Source organism: Hymenobacter segetis (genome assembly GCF_038448715.1).
GTDB lineage: Bacteria > Bacteroidota > Bacteroidia > Cytophagales > Hymenobacteraceae > Hymenobacter > Hymenobacter segetis.
In genome coordinates this window covers 17,989-35,336 of the sequence record NZ_JBCEVZ010000049.1, presented here as the reverse complement: position 1 = coordinate 35,336, position 17,348 = coordinate 17,989, and the positions used below count along the sequence as shown (strand labels likewise).

The 17,348-nt window shown below is 64.8% G+C and carries 10 protein-coding genes; 3 read left to right on the top strand and 7 right to left on the bottom strand.

All coding sequences use genetic code 11. The features are described 5' to 3' along the window. Positions 1 to 68: 68 nt before the first annotated feature. Both AAFH49_RS16815 and AAFH49_RS16810 read left to right on the top strand, forming a co-directional pair. Positions 69 to 6,506 (top strand): T9SS type A sorting domain-containing protein, encoded by a 6,438-nt coding sequence (locus AAFH49_RS16815; RefSeq protein ID WP_342299997.1) that lies wholly within the window; start codon positions 69 to 71, stop codon positions 6,504 to 6,506. A 147-nt stretch (positions 6,507 to 6,653) separates the two neighbouring features. Next, on the top strand, positions 6,654 to 7,580 hold the full coding sequence (locus AAFH49_RS16810; protein WP_342299995.1) for an NAD(P)/FAD-dependent oxidoreductase: 927 nt from the start codon (positions 6,654 to 6,656) through the stop codon (positions 7,578 to 7,580). A 142-nt stretch (positions 7,581 to 7,722) separates the two neighbouring features. Here the strand turns inward: AAFH49_RS16810 and AAFH49_RS16805 are convergent, their stop codons facing one another. Beyond that, on the bottom strand, positions 7,723 to 8,277 hold the full coding sequence (locus AAFH49_RS16805; protein WP_342299993.1) for an RNA polymerase sigma factor: 555 nt from the start codon (positions 8,275 to 8,277) through the stop codon (positions 7,723 to 7,725). A gap of 417 nt (positions 8,278 to 8,694) precedes the next feature. Between AAFH49_RS16805 and AAFH49_RS16800 the strand changes: the two genes are divergently transcribed. Next, on the top strand, positions 8,695 to 9,402 hold the full coding sequence (locus tag AAFH49_RS16800; protein ID WP_342299991.1) for an alpha/beta fold hydrolase: 708 nt from the start codon (positions 8,695 to 8,697) through the stop codon (positions 9,400 to 9,402). Between the two features lie 105 nt (positions 9,403 to 9,507). On the opposite strand, the gene AAFH49_RS16795 is transcribed toward AAFH49_RS16800, so the two are convergent. The 6 genes from AAFH49_RS16795 to AAFH49_RS16770 all read right to left on the bottom strand — a co-directional run bounded on the left by AAFH49_RS16795 (position 9,508) and on the right by AAFH49_RS16770 (position 17,347). Beyond that, positions 9,508 to 11,817, bottom strand: a complete 2,310-nt coding sequence (locus AAFH49_RS16795; protein ID WP_342299989.1) for a patatin-like phospholipase family protein — start codon at positions 11,815 to 11,817, stop codon at positions 9,508 to 9,510. Between the two features lie 194 nt (positions 11,818 to 12,011). Then, a complete protein-coding gene (locus tag AAFH49_RS16790) occupies positions 12,012 to 12,674 on the bottom strand; it encodes a response regulator transcription factor (RefSeq protein WP_342299987.1) in 663 nt (220 codons plus the stop codon). Positions 12,675 to 12,681: 7 nt separating this feature from the next. Beyond that, entirely contained in the window at positions 12,682 to 13,593 is a 912-nt protein-coding gene (locus AAFH49_RS16785; protein WP_342299986.1) for an efflux RND transporter periplasmic adaptor subunit, read from the bottom strand. Between the two features lie 156 nt (positions 13,594 to 13,749). Further along, positions 13,750 to 15,117, bottom strand: coding sequence for a sensor histidine kinase (locus tag AAFH49_RS16780; protein WP_342299985.1), 1,368 nt, complete (start codon positions 15,115 to 15,117; stop codon positions 13,750 to 13,752). A 76-nt stretch (positions 15,118 to 15,193) separates the two neighbouring features. Continuing rightward, positions 15,194 to 15,868, bottom strand: a complete 675-nt coding sequence (locus AAFH49_RS16775) for a response regulator transcription factor (protein WP_342299984.1) — start codon at positions 15,866 to 15,868, stop codon at positions 15,194 to 15,196. A 48-nt stretch (positions 15,869 to 15,916) separates the two neighbouring features. After that, positions 15,917 to 17,347 (bottom strand): histidine kinase dimerization/phospho-acceptor domain-containing protein, encoded by a 1,431-nt coding sequence (locus AAFH49_RS16770; protein WP_342299982.1) that lies wholly within the window; start codon positions 17,345 to 17,347, stop codon positions 15,917 to 15,919. Position 17,348 lies beyond the last annotated feature (1 nt).

Genomic DNA, 17,348 nt, shown 5'->3' with positions numbered 1-17,348 from the left:
CCTATACCAACACGGCCACGGCCGGTACTACCACCGAAGAAACGGTAGCGCAGCAAGCCAACAACTCGGTGAGTAGCACACTAACGGTCACGAACGCCGACTTGCTCACCATCATTAGCGGCCCTTCGACCGCCGTGGTGGGCCAGACGGTGTACTACCTGGCTAACACCACCAACAACGGCACGGCCGCCGCGGCCGGCACGGTCACGACCATTACCCTTCCCAACAAGCCGGCTACGGTAACCACTTCGGCCAATGGTAGCTACGACCCCAGCACGGGCATCGTGACCTTTACCAACGGCTCGCTGGCGGTGAATGCGACGGTTATCAACTCGGTGAGCTTTGTGGCCACGGCCGCAACGGCCACCGGCAAAGCCGCTAGCACCAGCACTACCATCGACAACAACGCCGCCGACAACAACGGCACGGCGGCCAATGCCAACGTGACGACGACTACGTCGGCTACCGGCGCGGCTGGTACGCCCGCCCCGTGCGCCACGGCTGGCAAAGACCTGTCGCCCACGATTTCGGCCAACCCGAATACGTATTACCCCAGCACGGCCGCCCAGACGCTGGGTGTGGGTGCCACCACCATCAACGTGGGCGTGGCCCGCGGCGCTGCTACCAATATTGCCCCCGGCGACCTGCTCCTGGTGATTCAGATGCAGGGTGCCGACATCAACACGAGCAACGATGATACCTACGGCGACGGCGTGGCCGGCGGTTCGGGCAACGGCAGTAGCGTATCCACCAACTTCAAGGCCGGTACCTATGAGTACGTGACCGTAGCCAGCACCAGCGCTACGGTCCTCTCTACGGCCGGCGGCACCATCACCCTGGCCTCGGGCCTGAAAAACAGCTACGTGAACGCCGTGGCAACCGGTACCACCGGCCAGCGCACCTTCCAGGTAATCCGGGTGCCGCAGTACATAAACCTCACGCTGGGCGCCACCATTTCGCCGCTGGCCTGGAACGGGGCTACCGGCGGCATCGTGGCCCTCGATGTGGCCGCAAAACTCGACTTGGCTGGTTTCAACATTAACGCTTCGGGCCTGGGCTTCCGGGGCGGTGCCGGCCGGCAGCTTGGTGGCGATAACACCGGCACTACTGGCATCGATTACCGCTCGTCGGCCGCACAAAACACGAATGGTACCAAGGGTGAAGGCCTGGCCGGTACCCCGCGCTACGTGAACGACCCGACTAACGGCTTGCTCGATACCCGCGCCGCGGTTACCGGCTATCCTACGCTGCTGCCGGCTGGCCTGAATGACGGCTACCCCAGCGGCGACAACGGCCGCGGCGCGCCCGGCAACGCCGGTGGCGGCGGTACGGATGCCAACCCCCTCAATAACGACCAGAACAGTGGCGGCGGCGGCGGCGCCAACGGCGGCCGTGGCGGCCGTGGCGGCAACGCCTGGAGCAGTGCCACAGCAGTGGGCGGCGAGCCCGGTGCAGCCTTCCCGGCGGCTACGAGCAGCCGCCTGGTGATGGGTGGCGGCGGCGGAGCCGGCTCTACCAACAACGGCACGGGCACGCCCAACAACGGCTTTGCCAGCAGCGGCGCGGCCGGTGGCGGCATCGTGCTGGTGCGGACGGGCACTCTGACGGGTACCGGCAGCATCCTGGCCAATGGCGCGAATGCTAACAATACGGTGGGCAACGACGGCAGCGGCGGCGGCGGGGCCGGCGGCTCCATCCTTGTTACGGCTACCAACAACCAGGCTACCAGCCTGGCGCTGTCGGCCAACGGTGGAACGGGCGGTACTAACGACGGCCAGGGTACTCAAAATGCTGCTGCACTACACGGCCCCGGCGGCGGCGGCGGCGGCGGCGTAATCCTTACCAATGGCGTGACCGCTACCACGGCCACCACCAACGGCGCGGCCAACGGTACCACCTTGCCTGGCCCGGTTGCCTTTGGCTCAGAAGCCGGTGCTACCGGCGTGAGCAGCGCGGCCATCAGCGCCAGCATTGCCAATAGCGTGGCGGGTGTGAACTGCGTGACGATTACGGCCAATAACGACTTCAACACCATCACGGCCAACCCGGCCGCCCCGGTTACCTTCAGCGTGACCGGTAACGACGTGGCGAGCGTGGGTACCCTCACGGGCGCTACCATCAACCTGAATCCCAACAATATTGCCGGGCAGTCGGCCACCACCTTTACGGTGGCCGGCCAGGGCACTTACACCACGGTGGGTGTGCCCGCCGGGCAGGTGAAATTTACGCCGGCCAACACGACCTTCACCGGCAACGTGACGATTCCCTACACCGTCACAAACACCGAGAACGTAACCTCGAACCAGGCCAACCTGACCGTATCGGTAACGCCGGTGCTGGATTTGGTAACCGCCATCACCGGCCCGGCCAACAACAGCAACGTGACGGCCGGTGCCGCCCTGAGCTACACCGTGACGGCCCAGAATGCCAGCGCCGTAGCCGCCAGCAACGTAACCCAGACCCTGCAGCTCGTGCCCGGCCTCACCAGCAACGGTGGCGCGGTGACCTTCACCATCAACGGCACGGCCAGCACGGTACCGACCTACGACAACGCCACGGGCCTCGTGACCTTCACGCCCTCGCCCATTTCTTTGGCGGCCAACACCACGAACACCTACGTGGCCAATTTCACCAAAGCGCCCGCCAGCGGCCCGATTACGGCTACGGCCAATATCGGCAGCACGGCCGGCAGCAACGGCCCGGAGCTGAACCGCACCAACAACTTCGCCACGAACACGGTGAACATCACGCCTTCGTATGATGTGTCGACCACCATCACCGGCTCGGTAGATGGCGCGGGCCTGGCTGCCCCGGTGGTTTCTGGCGGCCTCGTTACTTACCTAGTGCGCACCACCAATGCGGCCGGTTCGGCCTCGCCGGCTCCCAGCGTTATTCAGACGGTGACTTTCGATGGCAACCTGACTTTGGCGGCCGATGGTACGACTACCGGCCTCTACATCTCGAATGGCGGCACGGCCGCCTACAACTCAGGCACCAACAAAACGGTGGTGACCTTCCCGACCCTGAGCACGCTGCCCATCGGCCAGACGGTGACCAACACCATCAGCTTTGCCGCCCCGGCTGCCACATACAGCGCTACTGCCAACGTGCAGGCCAACGGCGCAGTCAACCCCGGCGATAATAACTCCGGCGACACCAACACTGGTGCTGCCTCGAACGACCGGGCCACGGTGAGCACGACGGTAGTAGCCGGCGTGGGCACCCCCGCCAACGTGTACACCACCATCAGCTCGAACCAGACGGTGACCACCGCTGGCACTGCCGTAATCCTGACGGTAGCGGCCGGCAACCGCGGCGCGGGCACTGCCACCGCCGTGGTGCAGCAAGTGCAGCTGCCCGCCGGCCTCACCGGCGTGACGGTAGGCAACGGTACCTACGACTCGGCCACCGGCATTGTGACCTTCACCACCATTGCCAGCCTCGCGCCGCAGGCCACCAACCCGCTGCCGTTCACCATTCAGTTCACGGCCCCGGCCAGCGGCCCGGTACTGGCTACGGCCACCGTGCGCGAAGCCAACGCCGACCCCGTGCCGGCCGATAACGTGGGCGAAGTGAAAGTGGACATCATCACTACCACCGACGTGAGCACCACGCTGGCCGGCCCGGCTACCGCCACCGTGGGCCAGGCCGTGACCTATGCCGTGACCACTGCCAACCCCGGTGCCAACACCGCCTACAACGTGGTGCAGACCGTGCAGCTCCCCGCTGGCCTGAACGCCAACGGCGGCGTGACCTTCGCTGGTACCACCGCTGGTACCTATGACAACGCCACGGGCGTGGCCACCTTCACCCTGGCCAGCCCCCTTGCTGCTGCCAGCCGTCAGGTGAACACCATCACCTTCAATGTGCCCGCCAGCGTGATTACCGACCCCTCGGCTTCCACCACCGGCAGCAACCAGCTGGCCCTGCTGGCCGCCGTGCGTACCTCGACCACCGAAACCAGCAGCACCAACAACTCGGCCACGACCGTACTGGCCGTGACGCCGGCCGCTGATGTAACGGTGGCCGTGAGCGGCCCGGCCTCAGCCCTGCCCGGCAGCCCCGTCACCTTCGCCGTGACCACGACCAACAATGGCCCCGTGCCGGTGGCTTCCATCGTTTCGACCCTGCAACTGCCCGCCGGCCTCACCACCAGCGGCGGCACAGTACTGGTGAACGGCAACGCTGCCGGTGCCAGCTACGACAACGCGACGGGCGTTGTCACCTTCGCCACGGCTACCAACCTGCCCAGCGGCGGCAGCGTGGCCAACACCGTGACGGTGCAGATGCCCGATGTGACGCAGCTGGTGCCCGTAACCCGGGCCCAGGTTGGCAGCACTACCATCGACACCGACCTCAGCAACAACCGCGCTGATGCCCTCACCACCCGCGCTACTACTTCGGTAGCGGGCTCGGCCGATTTGGCCACGTCCATCAGCATCTCGGGCGGCGTGAGCTCGGTAACCCCGGGCGCTTCGGTTACCCTGAACGCGACCTTCAGCAACCTGGCGGGCGGCATCACGGCCACTACCGTAGTGCCCCGCGTGCAGCTGCCGGCCGGCCTGGCCAATGGCAGCAACGTGGTAACCGTAGCCGGCGGCACCGGTGGTGTCTACAACAATACCACGGGCCTGGTAACCTGGAACTCGGTGAACTCGCTCGCTTCGGGCGCAGCGGCTCTCACGGGCTACAACGTGACCTTCAAGGCCCCGGCCAGCGGTTCGGTAACGGGTACGTCCTTCGTGTCTTCGGCCACGGCCGATGCCGTTGCCAGCAACAATGCCAACAGCGCGGTTATCACCGTGACTTCGCAGGTGGATGTGACCACCAGTGTGAAAGGCCCGGCTGTTGCCCTCGCTGGCAGCCGCGTAACCTACGCCGTAGTGACGACCAACAACGGTCCTTCGCCCTCGGGCGTGGTGACGCAGACGGTGACCATCCCAGCCACGGCTACCAACATCAGCTTCCCGGCGGGCAGCACCCAGGCTCCGGCCTCGGGCGGCACCATCACCATCACCTTCCCCTTGATGAACGCCATGAGCGTGACCCCGGCCGGCGATGTGGTGAACTACGTGTCCTTCGATGCTCCTAATGCCAGCTACACGGTGTCGGCCACGGCCAATACCCCCGGCGACACGAACACGGGCAACAACACGGTGGCCACACCCTTCGCTACGGCCATCGACCAGACGCCTACGGCTTACGACGTAGTGAACACGCTGCCGAGCTTCCTGACCGGCGTTATCGGCAGCACGGCCGGCCCCATCAAAATCTCGCCCCTCACGGGTACCGATGCTGATGCCGGCCAGACCGCCACGCTGACTTACACGCTGACCTCGCTGCCAGCCGCCAACACGGGCATCCTGTACCTGGATGCCGCCCGTACTGCCCCCGCTGCTACGGGCGTAGGCTACACGGCCACCCAGATTGCCAACCTGTACTTCGACCCGCGCGGCACCATCCTGGCCACCGACCCGACGTATGTGGGCAATGTAACCTTCGGCTACACCACCACCGACACGCCCGGCCTGACTTCGGCCCCGGCCCTGTACACTATTGCAATCGGCAAGGACGAGAAATCGACCGCCACGAGCACGGCCACCAAAGGCCGCACGGTGAAATACCAGGACAACGATGTCATCGTGAACCTGATTGATGTGAACACGGTGAAGTACAACGCCGATGGCTCGCTGCCCTTTGGCAAGTACCTGGCCGACCGCACCGTGAACCCGAATCCGGCCAATGGTGGCCTCACCAGCGTGGTGCAAACGGGTGGTACGCTGGCCCCCGGCCTCGCCCTCGATGCCGCTACGGGTCAGATTTACGTCTCGAACCGCCTGGCCCTCAAATCCGGCACCTATTCGATAACCGTGACAACCATCGACGCCAACGGCGGCACTAACTCACTGACGTATTCCTACACCATCGGCGACTTCCCGCTGCCGGTTGAGCTGACCGACTTCACGGCTACGGCGGTGAAAAACCTCGACGCGGCGCTGCTGTGGCACACGGCCCAGGAGAAGAACAACGACCACTTCGACGTGGAGCGCAGCCTCAACGGCACCGACTTTGTGAAAATCGGCGAAGTGAAAGGCCAGGGTAGCAAAACCACGACCACCGAGTACGCCCTCACCGACGCCGGCATCGGCCCGAAAGCTAAAGGCCTGGTGTACTACCGCCTGAAGCAGATGGATACCGACGGCGAAACGAGCTACTCGCCCGTGCGTACCGTGACCTTCACCACGACGCTGGTACCGGCCATCGTCCTGTTCCCGAACCCGGCCACCACCGGCACGCAGCTCGACCTGACCCAGCTGCCCACCGGCCGCTACCAGGTGAGCGTGCTCGACGCTACCGGCCGCATAGTCCTCAACACGACGCTGGAAGCCGGCCTGGCCCACGCTTTGGACCTGAACACCATCGCCAGCGGTACCTACAACCTGCTGGTGCGCGGCCAGGCCAACGGCCAGACCATCAACCTGACCAAGCGCCTCATCAAGGAATAACTGATGTGGCCCCGACCCCGGCCGGTGACCATGCAAAAAGGCCCTCCCCACGCGGGGAGGGCCTTTTTTTGTATAAAATCGAAGCGTACCCATAACCTGAGCATTGGCATCAGAGTTAATCTAACCGGCTACCAGCTGTTGCGTGTTATGGAACTGGATTACGACGTGTTGATTATTGGCGCGGGCAGCGCCGGGCTGTCGGCGGCCCTCACGCTGGGGCGCTGCCTGCGGCGGGTACTGGTGGCCGATGGTGGCCCGCCCCGCAATGCCGCCTCGCCCGGCGTGCACGGCTTTCTCTCCCGCGACGGCATCCGGCCAGCCGAGCTGCTGCGCCTGGGCCAGGAGCAACTGGCACCCTACGAAACCGTGGAAGTGCAGTGCCTGCATATCGATACGCTCACGCGGCAGGCCCACGGCTTCCGGGCCATCGGCCACGGCACGGCCGACGATACCCCCATCACCGTGACGGCCCGGCGGGTGCTGCTGGCCACCGGCGTGAGCGACATTCTGCCGCCGCTGCCGGGCTTCCGCGAGCTGTGGGGGCGGGGCGTGCTCCACTGCCCCTATTGCCACGGCTGGGAAGTGCGCAACCAGCCGCTGGCCGTGTACGGCCAGGGCCGCACCGTGACGGGCCTGGCCCTGCTGGTGAGCCGCTGGAGCCGCGACGTAATCGTGGTGACGGATGGCCCCGGCCACCTCACGCCCAATGCCCGCCGCCGCCTGCACCGCGAAAAAATCGGCATTCGGGAAGAGCCCATTACCCGCCTCATTGGCTCGTCGAAAGGCGACCTGCGCTGCATCGAATTTGCCAACGGCGACCAGCTGGAGCGGGCTGCGATGTTTCTGCACGCGCCCCAGCACCAGCGCACGCCGCTGGCCGCCAACCTGGGAGCTCGCCTCACCAGCAAGGGCGCGGTGTGGGTTGATTCCCGACTGCACACTTCCATCCCTGGTCTGTACGCAGCCGGTGATACCAAGCCCGGCACCCAGCAAGCCCTGCTGGCCGCCGCCGATGGCAACCGCGCCGCCATCGTCATCAACGAAAGCCTGACGCGGGAGGAATGCCCGCGGTGAGGGCTTAAAAACGTCTGTCATCCTGAGCGCAGCGAAGGACCTTATCACCGCCGAACGAAAGTTGTTCTGGCGTGATAAGGTCCTTCGCTGCGCTCAGGATGACAGACAATAAAACTATTGATAGGCCCGCTAAAAAAAAAACTTACTTTGCCAGTTGGCTCAGCACCGCTAGGGCGGCGCGGGCGCGGGTTTTCACCGTGGCCAGCGGAATGCCGAGCTGCTCGGCGGCTTCAACCTGGGTGCAACCGCCGAAGTAGAGCAGGTCGATGACCTCGCGCTGTTTGGGCTTGAGCTTGAGGGTGAGCTCGCGCAGGCCAATGTGCTCGGGGTTGAAGGAGGAAGGCGCTTGCGCCCGCTGCGCCCCGCCCACTTCCAGCGACTTGGTGCCGCTGTTGAAACGGTGCCGGGGGCTGCGCATCGCGTCGATGGCCTGGTTGCAGCACACCCGCACCATCCAGGTAAACAGGCGGCCGCGCGTGGCATCGTAGCGGTCGATGCTGAGCCAGACCTTGAGCAAGCCTTCCTGCAACACATCCTGCGCCAGCGTCTCATCGCGCACCAAGCGGTTGATAACTGTCAGGAGGTTACGGGAATATTGGTCGTGTAGTACCCGCAGGGCCTGCTCGTCGCGCGCTACCAGGCGCTGCACAAGGATTTCTTCGTCCGTTGCGGGGAGCAACGTCGGAGCTTTATTCATACAGGGGGAGGATGAAGGAGCTTGGCTACTGGCCCATAATAGCGGTCCGGGTCAAGCGCCTGAAGAGTAAGATAAACGGAAAAGAATAGTAGCGTATACGGAAATAAGCAGGCGGGTTAGACGTGAGAACCGGGTAATGAATAAATAGTCAGTTAGCAGTGAGCCAGAACCTACGGCACTTTCCCAAAACTGGATTGCGCTGGTCCGGCTGAAATAATAGCGCGCACTACCAAACCAGAACTTTCTGGACCACTTAATTCAATGATTTTTATGGATTAAGCTCGGGGCGAAATGATGACGAAAAACCCGGTAAAGTATTGGCTGGTTTCTTTTTGCAAAAGCCATCCGGCATGGCTGTGGCCGCATTCCCGTTCGCTATACTGGCCCGGCCGTAATGCTTACGTACCCATATAGCTTATGCCTCCTACTATTATCGCCCTGCACTACTGGGCGGGCTCCGGCCGCGAATACGATGTGCTGCGCCCGCTGCTGCCCGAGGCCAACCTGCTGACGCCGGACCTGCCCGGCTTCGGCGCGCAGCCGGTGCCGCCGAAGTTCGACTACTCGGTGCGGGCCTACGCCGACTGGATTGCGGCCTACATTCAGCAGCAGCAGGTGACGGATTTTACGCTCATCGGGCACAGCATGAGCGGCAAAATGGCCCTGGCGCTTGCCGCCCGGCAGCCAGCGGGCCTGCGCCGGCTGGTGCTGCTCTCGCCCTCGCCGCCGGCCGGCGAGCCCATGTCGGAGGCCGACCGGGCTGCCTCGCTGGCCGCCTACGGCAAGCGGGAAGAAGCCGAAAAAACCTTCCGAAAAATCACCCGCCAACCGTTGGCTGCGGCCCTACGCGCCCACGTTATCGCCGATAACCTGCGCAGCACCGAGGTCGCCTGGGCCACCTGGCTGCTGCAAGGAGCCCGCGAAGACATCAGCACCCTGATGCCGCAGTTGAACGTTCCTTGCCACCTGCTGGTAGGGGAGGGCGACACGTCCATCACGCCTGCCACGCAACGCCGGCTCACGCTGCCGCTGCTACCGGCCGGTACTCCGTTTGAGGTGGTGCCGGGAGCCGGGCACCTATTGCCGCTGGAAGCCGCTGCCGAAGTACGCCGGGCATTGGACTAAAACGGTCATTCCGCCCGCCGGGAGGAATCTAAGCATTGCCGCTAAACGGTTTTACTCAGATTCCTCCCGGCGGGCGGAATGACAATTCAGGTATGAATTAACTCCTTATTCCAGCGCCCGGCTGCGGAACAGCAGGTAGCCCAGGTGCCCGTAGATGCCAAATCGCTCGGCCGGGTCGTCGTAGAAGCGGGCGTGCAGGGCCAGCGGCCCCACCGGCGTCTGGAAAATGAGGCCCGTGCTGGCCGTTATGCGGGGCCGGTCGAAGCCCGACTGGCGCACGGCTTGTTGCAGGTCGCCTTGTTTGAGGGGCTGGCCGTTGAGGTGCACGTAGACTTCGGTGCGCCATTCCAGCTTTTTGAGGAAGGGCTGGGTGTAGCGCAGGCCCACGGCCGCGTAGCGCGACGAGCGGTAGGTATCGAGAAACAACGTGCGCGAATCGGGCAAAGGCGCAAAAACCGGCGACATGGTTTGCGATGAGCGGTAGTTGGTGAACGTGGGCTGGCCGCTGGCCATCAATTCGCCGAAGTAGCCCCAGGCGTGGCGCTCCTTGCCCAGGGCAAAGTAGCGCTCCACGGTGGCCCGAAATTGGAGCCACTCGCGGTGCTGCGAGCTGCCCGGCTGCTGGGCCGTGGAGCCCGGTGTATAGTCCGAAGAGCCCGTGACGCCGCGCAACGTGTACACGTAGCGGTGGCCGCTGGTGGAGTACTGCTTGCGATTCAGGGTGTTGCGGGCGATGCGGATGGCCCCGGTCACGCCCCTAAACACGGTGGCATCGAGCACATCGGAGGTGTTGATTTCCTTGGAGTTGGTGTATTCGTCCTTGGTGACGAAAGTGGCCACATCGAGCAATATCCGGCTGCGGAACGTGGGACTGATGCCAAACTGCCCGCCCAATTTAGTGTCCTGCTGCCGCACCTGGGTGTTGATGACATCACGCCCCAGCACCCCGCCTGTGTTCTGAAAATCCCATTGATTATACGTCACTTCGGGCTCAAAGAAGAACGGCAGCCGGGCCGGCACGTTGATGCGGAATGAGCCGTGCGCGCCGTTGTAGAAGCGGCCCAGGCTCACGTCGGCCGAGGCGGTGTAGAGCAGCCGGCGCAGGTAGCGGAATTCGAGGCCGAAAAACAGGTTGTCGATGGGCCGGTTGCTGAGCACGAAGCCCACTTCGGTGCTCACGTTGTTGTTGCGCTGCGCATCGACGCTGAAAATGTAGCCTTTACGCGCCGCGTCGTAGCGAATACGCGGGTAGATGTTCTTGAAATAGTCGTCCGACGCCAGGCGGTAGTAGCCTTCCTCAATGTCATCGAGCGAATACTCGCGGCCCGAGCGCGGGAAAAAGCGGGCGGCGTACTCGTTCTGGTCGGGGCGCAGGCCGCGCACCTGCACCTCAATGAAGCGCGGCTTGGGCGCCAGGCCCTGGAAGGCCAGCCGCCGCTGCTGCAAGCTCGTCGAATCGACGCGTCGGCTGATGCGCGATTTAATCTTGTCCATGTTGCGGCTGGCAGCCGTGTCGCCTTCGGCAATGAAGTCCTTCACGCGGTCGAAATCACCCACGCCCATGCCGTCCAAATCGGGCTGAATATAGATGCCGTTTTTGCCTACGCTGCCGGTATCGGCCACGCTCGTGCCCAGGAAGGCTACCGTGCTGGCCAGTAGCGCATCGTCGTTTTTTGGGTATTTCTTGAAGGCCACGTCGCCCACGTTCACCCCGATGATGATGTCCGGGGCGAAGGTTTTCTTCATCGTATTGGTGGGGAAGTTGTCGTACACCGCGCCGTCGTAGTAATACTTGCCGTCGAGGTTGCGGATGGGCCGGAACGCCAGCGGAAACGACATCGAGTTGCGAATGGCATCGGACAGCGACCCGCTTTTCTGCTCCACTACCTGCCGCGTGAATACCTCCGAGGCCATGCAACGAAAGGGCACGAACAGGTTGTCAAAGTTGTAGTTGCTGCTGGCCGAGGCCGGGGCCAGCAGGCGAGCCAGGGCCAGGTTCAGGTTCAAATCGTTCACCAGATTGGTGCTGATGCGGGCCTTGAACGTGGAATCGATGGCAATGCCCAGGCGCAAGGCTGAGGGCGACGGCTCGGCCGTGAGGAAGTTGAATGTTTTGCTTTCGAGCGGTTTGCCTGAAGTCCAGCGCTGAAACTCGGGGCTGAGCACAATCTGCTCAATCTCATCGGGCGAGTAGCCGGCCGAGTACATGCCGCCAATTACCGCGCCCATGCTCGTGCCCACGATGTAGTCGATGGGAATGTGGTTTCTCTCCAGCTGCCGCAGCACGCCCACGTGGGCCAGGCCCTTGGCCCCGCCGCCGCTGAGCACGAGGCCCACTTTCTGGGCCGAGGCGGTGAAAATAGAAAACGCCGCCAGCAGCAAAGCCAGCGGTAAACGAGTGCAGAAGTGACGCATAGAGGCAAGTAACAGCCAGCGCCGGGAACTGCGCTGCTGCCGCTGGTACGCCGGGCCGGGCCGTGGGGTTTTTGCGGGGTGTTTTGCCTCTGGATTATACGAGGTAGGGGCGGGGGCTGCCCCTGCCCGTCGTTGCACGGAATCGTTGTTTCGGCGCGGACGACGGGCGGGGGCAGGCCCCGCCCCTACCTCTTTTACGCCGCCTGGTAGCCGATGCCGCGCACGGTTTGCAGGAAATCGGGCGGGGCGAAGCGGGCCAGGGCTTTGCGCACGTTCATAATATGTACGTCGATATAATTCGACCCCTCTGTGCCTTTGCCGATGTGCGCGCCCAGCTGCTCGCGGGTGAGGGGCTGGCCTCGGTGCCGGAGCAGGTGGTGCAGCAGGTCGAACTGCGAACGGCTCAAGTCCACCGCATCTGGGCCGTGGCGCAGGCGCCGGGCCGCCAGGTCTAGCTCAAACCCCGGCCCGAAGCTGATGCGCGGCCGGGGCCGGCCAAACCGCTGCCGGGCAATGCTGCGCAGCCGCCGCTCCAGCTCCAGCAGCGTGGTGGAGCGGGCCACGCAGTCGTCGGCCCCGGCGGCGAAGCCCTGTAGGCGGTCTTGGACCGAATCGGTGGCCATCATAAGAATAAAGGCGGCCCGGGAGCCGCGCCGCTGGGCTTCGTAGAGCAGTGTGAGGCCGTCGCCGTCGGGCAGGAACTGGGCCAGCAGCACGAATTCGTAGGAGCGGGCGGCCAGCCGGGCAGTGGCGGCGGCCAGGGTAGGAGCGAGGTCGGTGACGTAGCCGGCGCGCTGCAAAAACCGCTGCACGGCCGCCCGGCGCTTTTCTTCGGCTTCGATGATGAGAATAGCCATGCCGTGCTTAGTTGGTGGAAGTTGCCAGCACACGCACCTGGGCGTGCATGCCGGGTTTGAGCAGGTGGCCGGGATTGGGCAGCGTGCAGCGCACCTTCATCACCTTGCTGTCGTGGTCGAGGACGTGGAAAACCTGATTGATGCGGCCTTGCAGCGGCTGGTTGGGGTAGCTCAGGGTGGTGATTTCGACGGCCTGACCCCGGTGCACCAACGTCAGGTCCGATTCGAACACGTTGGCCATGACCCACACGCTATCCAGGTTGGCCACGGTGAAGGCGGCGGGCATGTCGGCGGCGTTGAAGCGTAGGCCCGCCGCCACGTTTTTCTCGATGACGTAGCCCGCTACGGGCGCTTTCAGCTCGTATTGCCCGCCCTGGGCCATGCCGTAGGTGTCGAGCTGGCGGTGGTTGCGGGTGGCGGTGCCGGTGGCGCGGGCCAGCTCGGCGCGAGCTTTGAATACGTCCTGCCCGGCCGCTAGGCCGTTCTGGAACAGCTCTTCGGCCACGGCCAGGTTCTTGCGGGCCACGGCCAGGTCGGCGGTGCCGGCGGTGCTCTGGTTTTGCAGCTCCGCGATTTCGCGGCTTTGCAGCACGGCCAGCACCTGGCCCTGCTTCACTTCATCGCCCAAATCAACGCCCACGCGCAGCACCTGGCCGCCCACTCGGGGGAATACCCGTGCCGTGTGGTTGGCATCGGCCGCGATTTCGCCGCTCAGCACCAACTCTTCCGGGGTGGTTTCGGGGAGGGCTTTTGATTGGGTTACGACGGCCTGGGGCGCGGGCTCATCCAGGGCATCGGCATCGGAGGGGGTGCAGGCGGTGAAGAATAGGAGCCCGAGTACGGCCGTAAAAGCGAGGGTGCTTTTGCGGTAGTGGGCGTGGCTGTGGCGGTTTGCTAGCGACTGGTTTGGTAGGTTCATAGAGTGCGGCAGTGGTTAAACTGCTGCAAGGCTACCGGCATGTCATTAGAATACGATTAGAAAGAAAAATGTAGCGCGGACTTTTAGTCCGCGAGTTCTGGCCATCTGCTTCCGTTGCAATTGTGCATTCGCGGACTAAAAGTCCGCGCTACGTGGTTACGCCGTGGGCAGGCGCACCAGTACGGTGGTGCCGTGGCCCAGCTGCGAAGTCAATTTCAATTCCCCGCCGTGCTGCTCGATGATTTTGCGGGCCAGCGGCAGGCCTACGCCGTGGCCCGTCACCGGCCGGGCATTGCCAGCCCGAAAAAACGGCTGGAATACCTGCGGCAAATCCCCTTCGGCAATGCCAATGCCCTGGTCGCGGATGCGCACGAGTACGCCGCCGGGCTCGTATTCGAGGTCGACGGCCACCGGCTGGGGCTCCGAGTATTTCAGGGCGTTTTCGAGGAGGTTGATGAGGGCGCGGCTGAGCAGGGCGCGGTTGCCGGTGAGCTCCAGCTGCTCGGGCTCGGCGGGGAGGCGGCCGGTGTGCAGGTGCAGGCGCGGGCGCTGGGCCGGGTCGATGGCGGCACAGGCTTCGGCCAGCAGCTCGTCCACGCGGATGCGGGTGTCGTGCTCGGGCAGCGGGGTTTCGGCCTGAGCCAAGTCCAGCAGGTGGTTGAGCAGAGCGTTGAGTTGGGTGAGGTCGGTGAGCAGGGCGTGCAGGGCGGCGCGGTAGGCGGCGGGCTCGCGCTCGCGGGCCAGGGCCAGCTGGGCCTCTCCGATGCTGGCGGCCAGCGGGGTGCGCAGCTCGTGCGAGGCGTTGCGCACGAAGGCGCGCTGGCCGTCGAAGCTGCTTTCGAGGCGGTCGAGCAGGCGGTTGAAGGTGTGGGCGAGGCGCGAAAGCTCGTCCTGCTCGCGGCCCGAGAGGTTTTCGGCCACGCGCCGGTGCAGGTCGTGGGCCGAGATACGGTCCATCTGGTCATTTAGGGCCGCGATGGGGGCCAGCGCCCGCCCCGCAAACAGCCGCCCGGCCGCGTAAATCAGCAGCAGGCTCAGCACGAAAATAGTGGCCAGAATGGTGGCCAGGTATTGCAGGCGGGCTTCGCCACGGATGTTTTCGGCCCCGGCCACCACCACGTACTGGCCCTGGTTGTCGCGGTAAAAAATGCCCACCGCCTCACGGGTGCCATCCTCAAAATACTCCTCGTGGCCTTCTTTGATACGGGCCAAAACGTCGGGCGGCACCTCCAGGCGAGCATCCTCGCGCACAAAGCGCACCTCACCCTTGGTATCATAAAGCTGAATAATTTCCTCGGTGAGCGTGCGCTGAAACTGTTTCTGGAAGGCTTGGAACGCCGAGCTGCGCAGCTCATCCTTTTCCAGGTAGATGTAGGCCGCCACCACCGCCCGCTCGCGCAGGCGCTGCCGGAAATCGCGCCGGCTGTAATCGGCCTGCAACAAAAACGCCGTAGTGAGCACCCCCAGCAGAATGAAGGCCACCACGCCCACGAAGAGCCAGGTCAGGCGGTTGCGGATGGTCATGGGGTGGGGTTGGTTTCGAATTGGATTAGCGGCGCAAAAGAACGTCATGCTTCGCTACGCTCTTCATGACGTTCTGCTACTCCTGCCGCAGCACGTAGCCCGCGCCCGTCACGGTATGAATGAGCTTGGTGGGAAAGCCGTGGTCCACTTTCTTGCGCAAATAGCTCACGTACACGTCAATCACGTTGCTGCCCGCGTCGAAGGACTCGTCCCAGCCGTGCTCCGCGATTTCGCCCCGGCTCAGCACGCGGCCGGGGTGGCGGAGCAGCAATTCCAGCAGGTTGAACTCGCGGGTGGTGAGGCGCAGCGGCTGGCCGGCCCGCGTCACGGTGCGGCTGGCGGTGTCCATCAGCACATCGGCAAAGGCCAGGCGGGCACTTTGGGGCTGCCCGCCACCGCGCCGCGTGAGGGCCCCCACCCGCGCCACCAGCTCGGCAAAATCGAAGGGTTTGACCAAATAGTCATCGGCCCCGTTGCCGAAGCCCTGGAGCTTATCAGTAGTCGTGCCCAGAGCCGTGAGCAGCAACACCGGCACCCGCGCATCCTGCGCCCGGATGGCGGCCAGCACCTCCAGCCCGCTGCGGTGGGGCAGAATTACGTCGAGAATAATGAGGTCGAAGGGCTGGGCGAGGGCCAGCTCCTGGCCGCGCTCGCCGTCGGCAGCTACGGTCACGGTCAGCTGTTCTTCTTCTAAACCACGCTTGATGAGGGCCGAAAGCCGGGGGTCGTCTTCAACCAGCAGAATGTTCATGGGCGAAAAAATAGGCGTGGCAGGAGCCCCAAAGGTCGGTAGCGAACCTTACGTTGGGAAACTTACCGTCACCACCAGCTGCTCCTGCTGCTCGCGGAACTCAAGTTGCAAGCCCAGGCCGTGGGCCAACCGCCCGGCAATCCAGAGACCCAGGCCGGTACCGGGGGCCAGTGGGTCGGCCTGGTACCAGGCGGTGGTGAGCTGGGCCAGATGTTCGCCCAGTGGGGCCGCTAACTCGTTTTCGATGCTGATAACGGGACCGTGACCTTTCTCAGCCGCCTGTAGGCGCAGCGCCACGCCGGTGCCGGGCCGGGCGTGCTTGCGGGCGTTGTCCAGCAAATTCAAAAGCAAAGTAGTGAGTTGGTCGGCGTCGGTGGCGGTGGTGAGAGCGGCGGTCGTTGCATCATCAGGTAATTCGATGGTGAGCGTGCGGCCCGCTGCCCGAAAGCGCGGTAGCTCCCGGTCGGCCAGGGCCAGCAGCAATTCGTCGAGCGCTACGGAGTGTCGATTTATTGGTAATGCAGCCCCATTCCCGAGGCGGCCCACTAGCAGGAAATCGTCCACGAGGCGGCCCAAGCGGGCCAGCTCGGCATCATGGCCGGCCAGAGCGGCGCGGGTGGCGGGCGGCAGGGCTGGGTCGCGGCCGCTCACGTCGAGGCCGGTTTGCAGGGTGGCCAGGGGCGTGCGCAGCTCATGGGCCGCCGCGGCCAGGAAGTTGGCCTGGGCGGTGGCCTGGCCGCGCAGGCGGGCCAGCAATTGGTTCAGGGTTTCGGCCAGCTCCTGCACTTCGTCGCCGGTGTTGGGCACGGGCAGGGGCGCAATATCCGTGGCTTGCTGAATGCGGCGGGCCTGCGCGGCCATGCGCCGCAGGGGCCGCAGCACCGCGCCCGCCACCAGCAGAGCCAGCGTGCCGGCCAGCGCCGCGCTGCCCAGCAGGCCCAGCGCCAAGGTGCGGCGCACCCGCGCCAGGGCTTTTTCGAGAGGGGCGGCGGGGTGGGCCAGCCACAGCGTGAGGCGGCCGGTGGGCTCGGCGTAGTCGGCCCCCGGGCCGGGCGGGGCGGCCAGCCGGGCCACGGCCACCACGCGGCCTCGGCCCAGCCGCCCGCCCGGCGTGCCCGGCCGAGGCAGCCCGGTGGTATCGTCCGCCGGCCATTGGGCCGAGCGGAACAGCTCGCGGGCTGGCTGCCCAGGCACTTCAAATACCAGCCGCATGGTTTCGCCGGTTTGGTCGGGCAGGGGCAGGGTGGGTTCGGGGTCGAGGCTGACGCGGGCCAACAGCTGGGCGGCGCGCAGGCGCAGGCGGTCGTCGTCGGCGCGGGCCAGCAGGCGGCCCAGGCTGCGGTATTGGTAGCTGCCCGCCGCCAGCGTCGCCAGCCCAAACACCAGCCCGAACACCAGCAGCAGCTGCCCGCGCAGGCCCAGGCGGAAACGGTGGGTTTTGGGTGTGGGGGAAGGGGGGCTGACGGGAGAAGAGGTCATG

Bases quoted from the DNA above. Each gene is read 5' to 3' on its own strand.
- AAFH49_RS16800 (WP_342299991.1), top strand. From the start codon at position 8,695: ATGCCTCCTACTATTATCGCCCTGCACTACTGGGCGGGCTCCGGCCGC.
- AAFH49_RS16780 (WP_342299985.1), bottom strand. From the start codon at position 15,117: ATGACCATCCGCAACCGCCTGACCTGGCTCTTCGTGGGCGTGGTGGCC.
- AAFH49_RS16790 (WP_342299987.1), bottom strand. From the start codon at position 12,674: ATGGCTATTCTCATCATCGAAGCCGAAGAAAAGCGCCGGGCGGCCGTG.
- AAFH49_RS16775 (WP_342299984.1), bottom strand. From the start codon at position 15,868: ATGAACATTCTGCTGGTTGAAGACGACCCCCGGCTTTCGGCCCTCATC.
- AAFH49_RS16795 (WP_342299989.1), bottom strand. From the start codon at position 11,817: ATGCGTCACTTCTGCACTCGTTTACCGCTGGCTTTGCTGCTGGCGGCG.
- AAFH49_RS16810 (WP_342299995.1), top strand. From the start codon at position 6,654: ATGGAACTGGATTACGACGTGTTGATTATTGGCGCGGGCAGCGCCGGG.
- AAFH49_RS16805 (WP_342299993.1), bottom strand. From the start codon at position 8,277: ATGAATAAAGCTCCGACGTTGCTCCCCGCAACGGACGAAGAAATCCTT.
- AAFH49_RS16770 (WP_342299982.1), bottom strand. From the start codon at position 17,347: ATGACCTCTTCTCCCGTCAGCCCCCCTTCCCCCACACCCAAAACCCAC.
- AAFH49_RS16785 (WP_342299986.1), bottom strand. From the start codon at position 13,593: ATGAACCTACCAAACCAGTCGCTAGCAAACCGCCACAGCCACGCCCAC.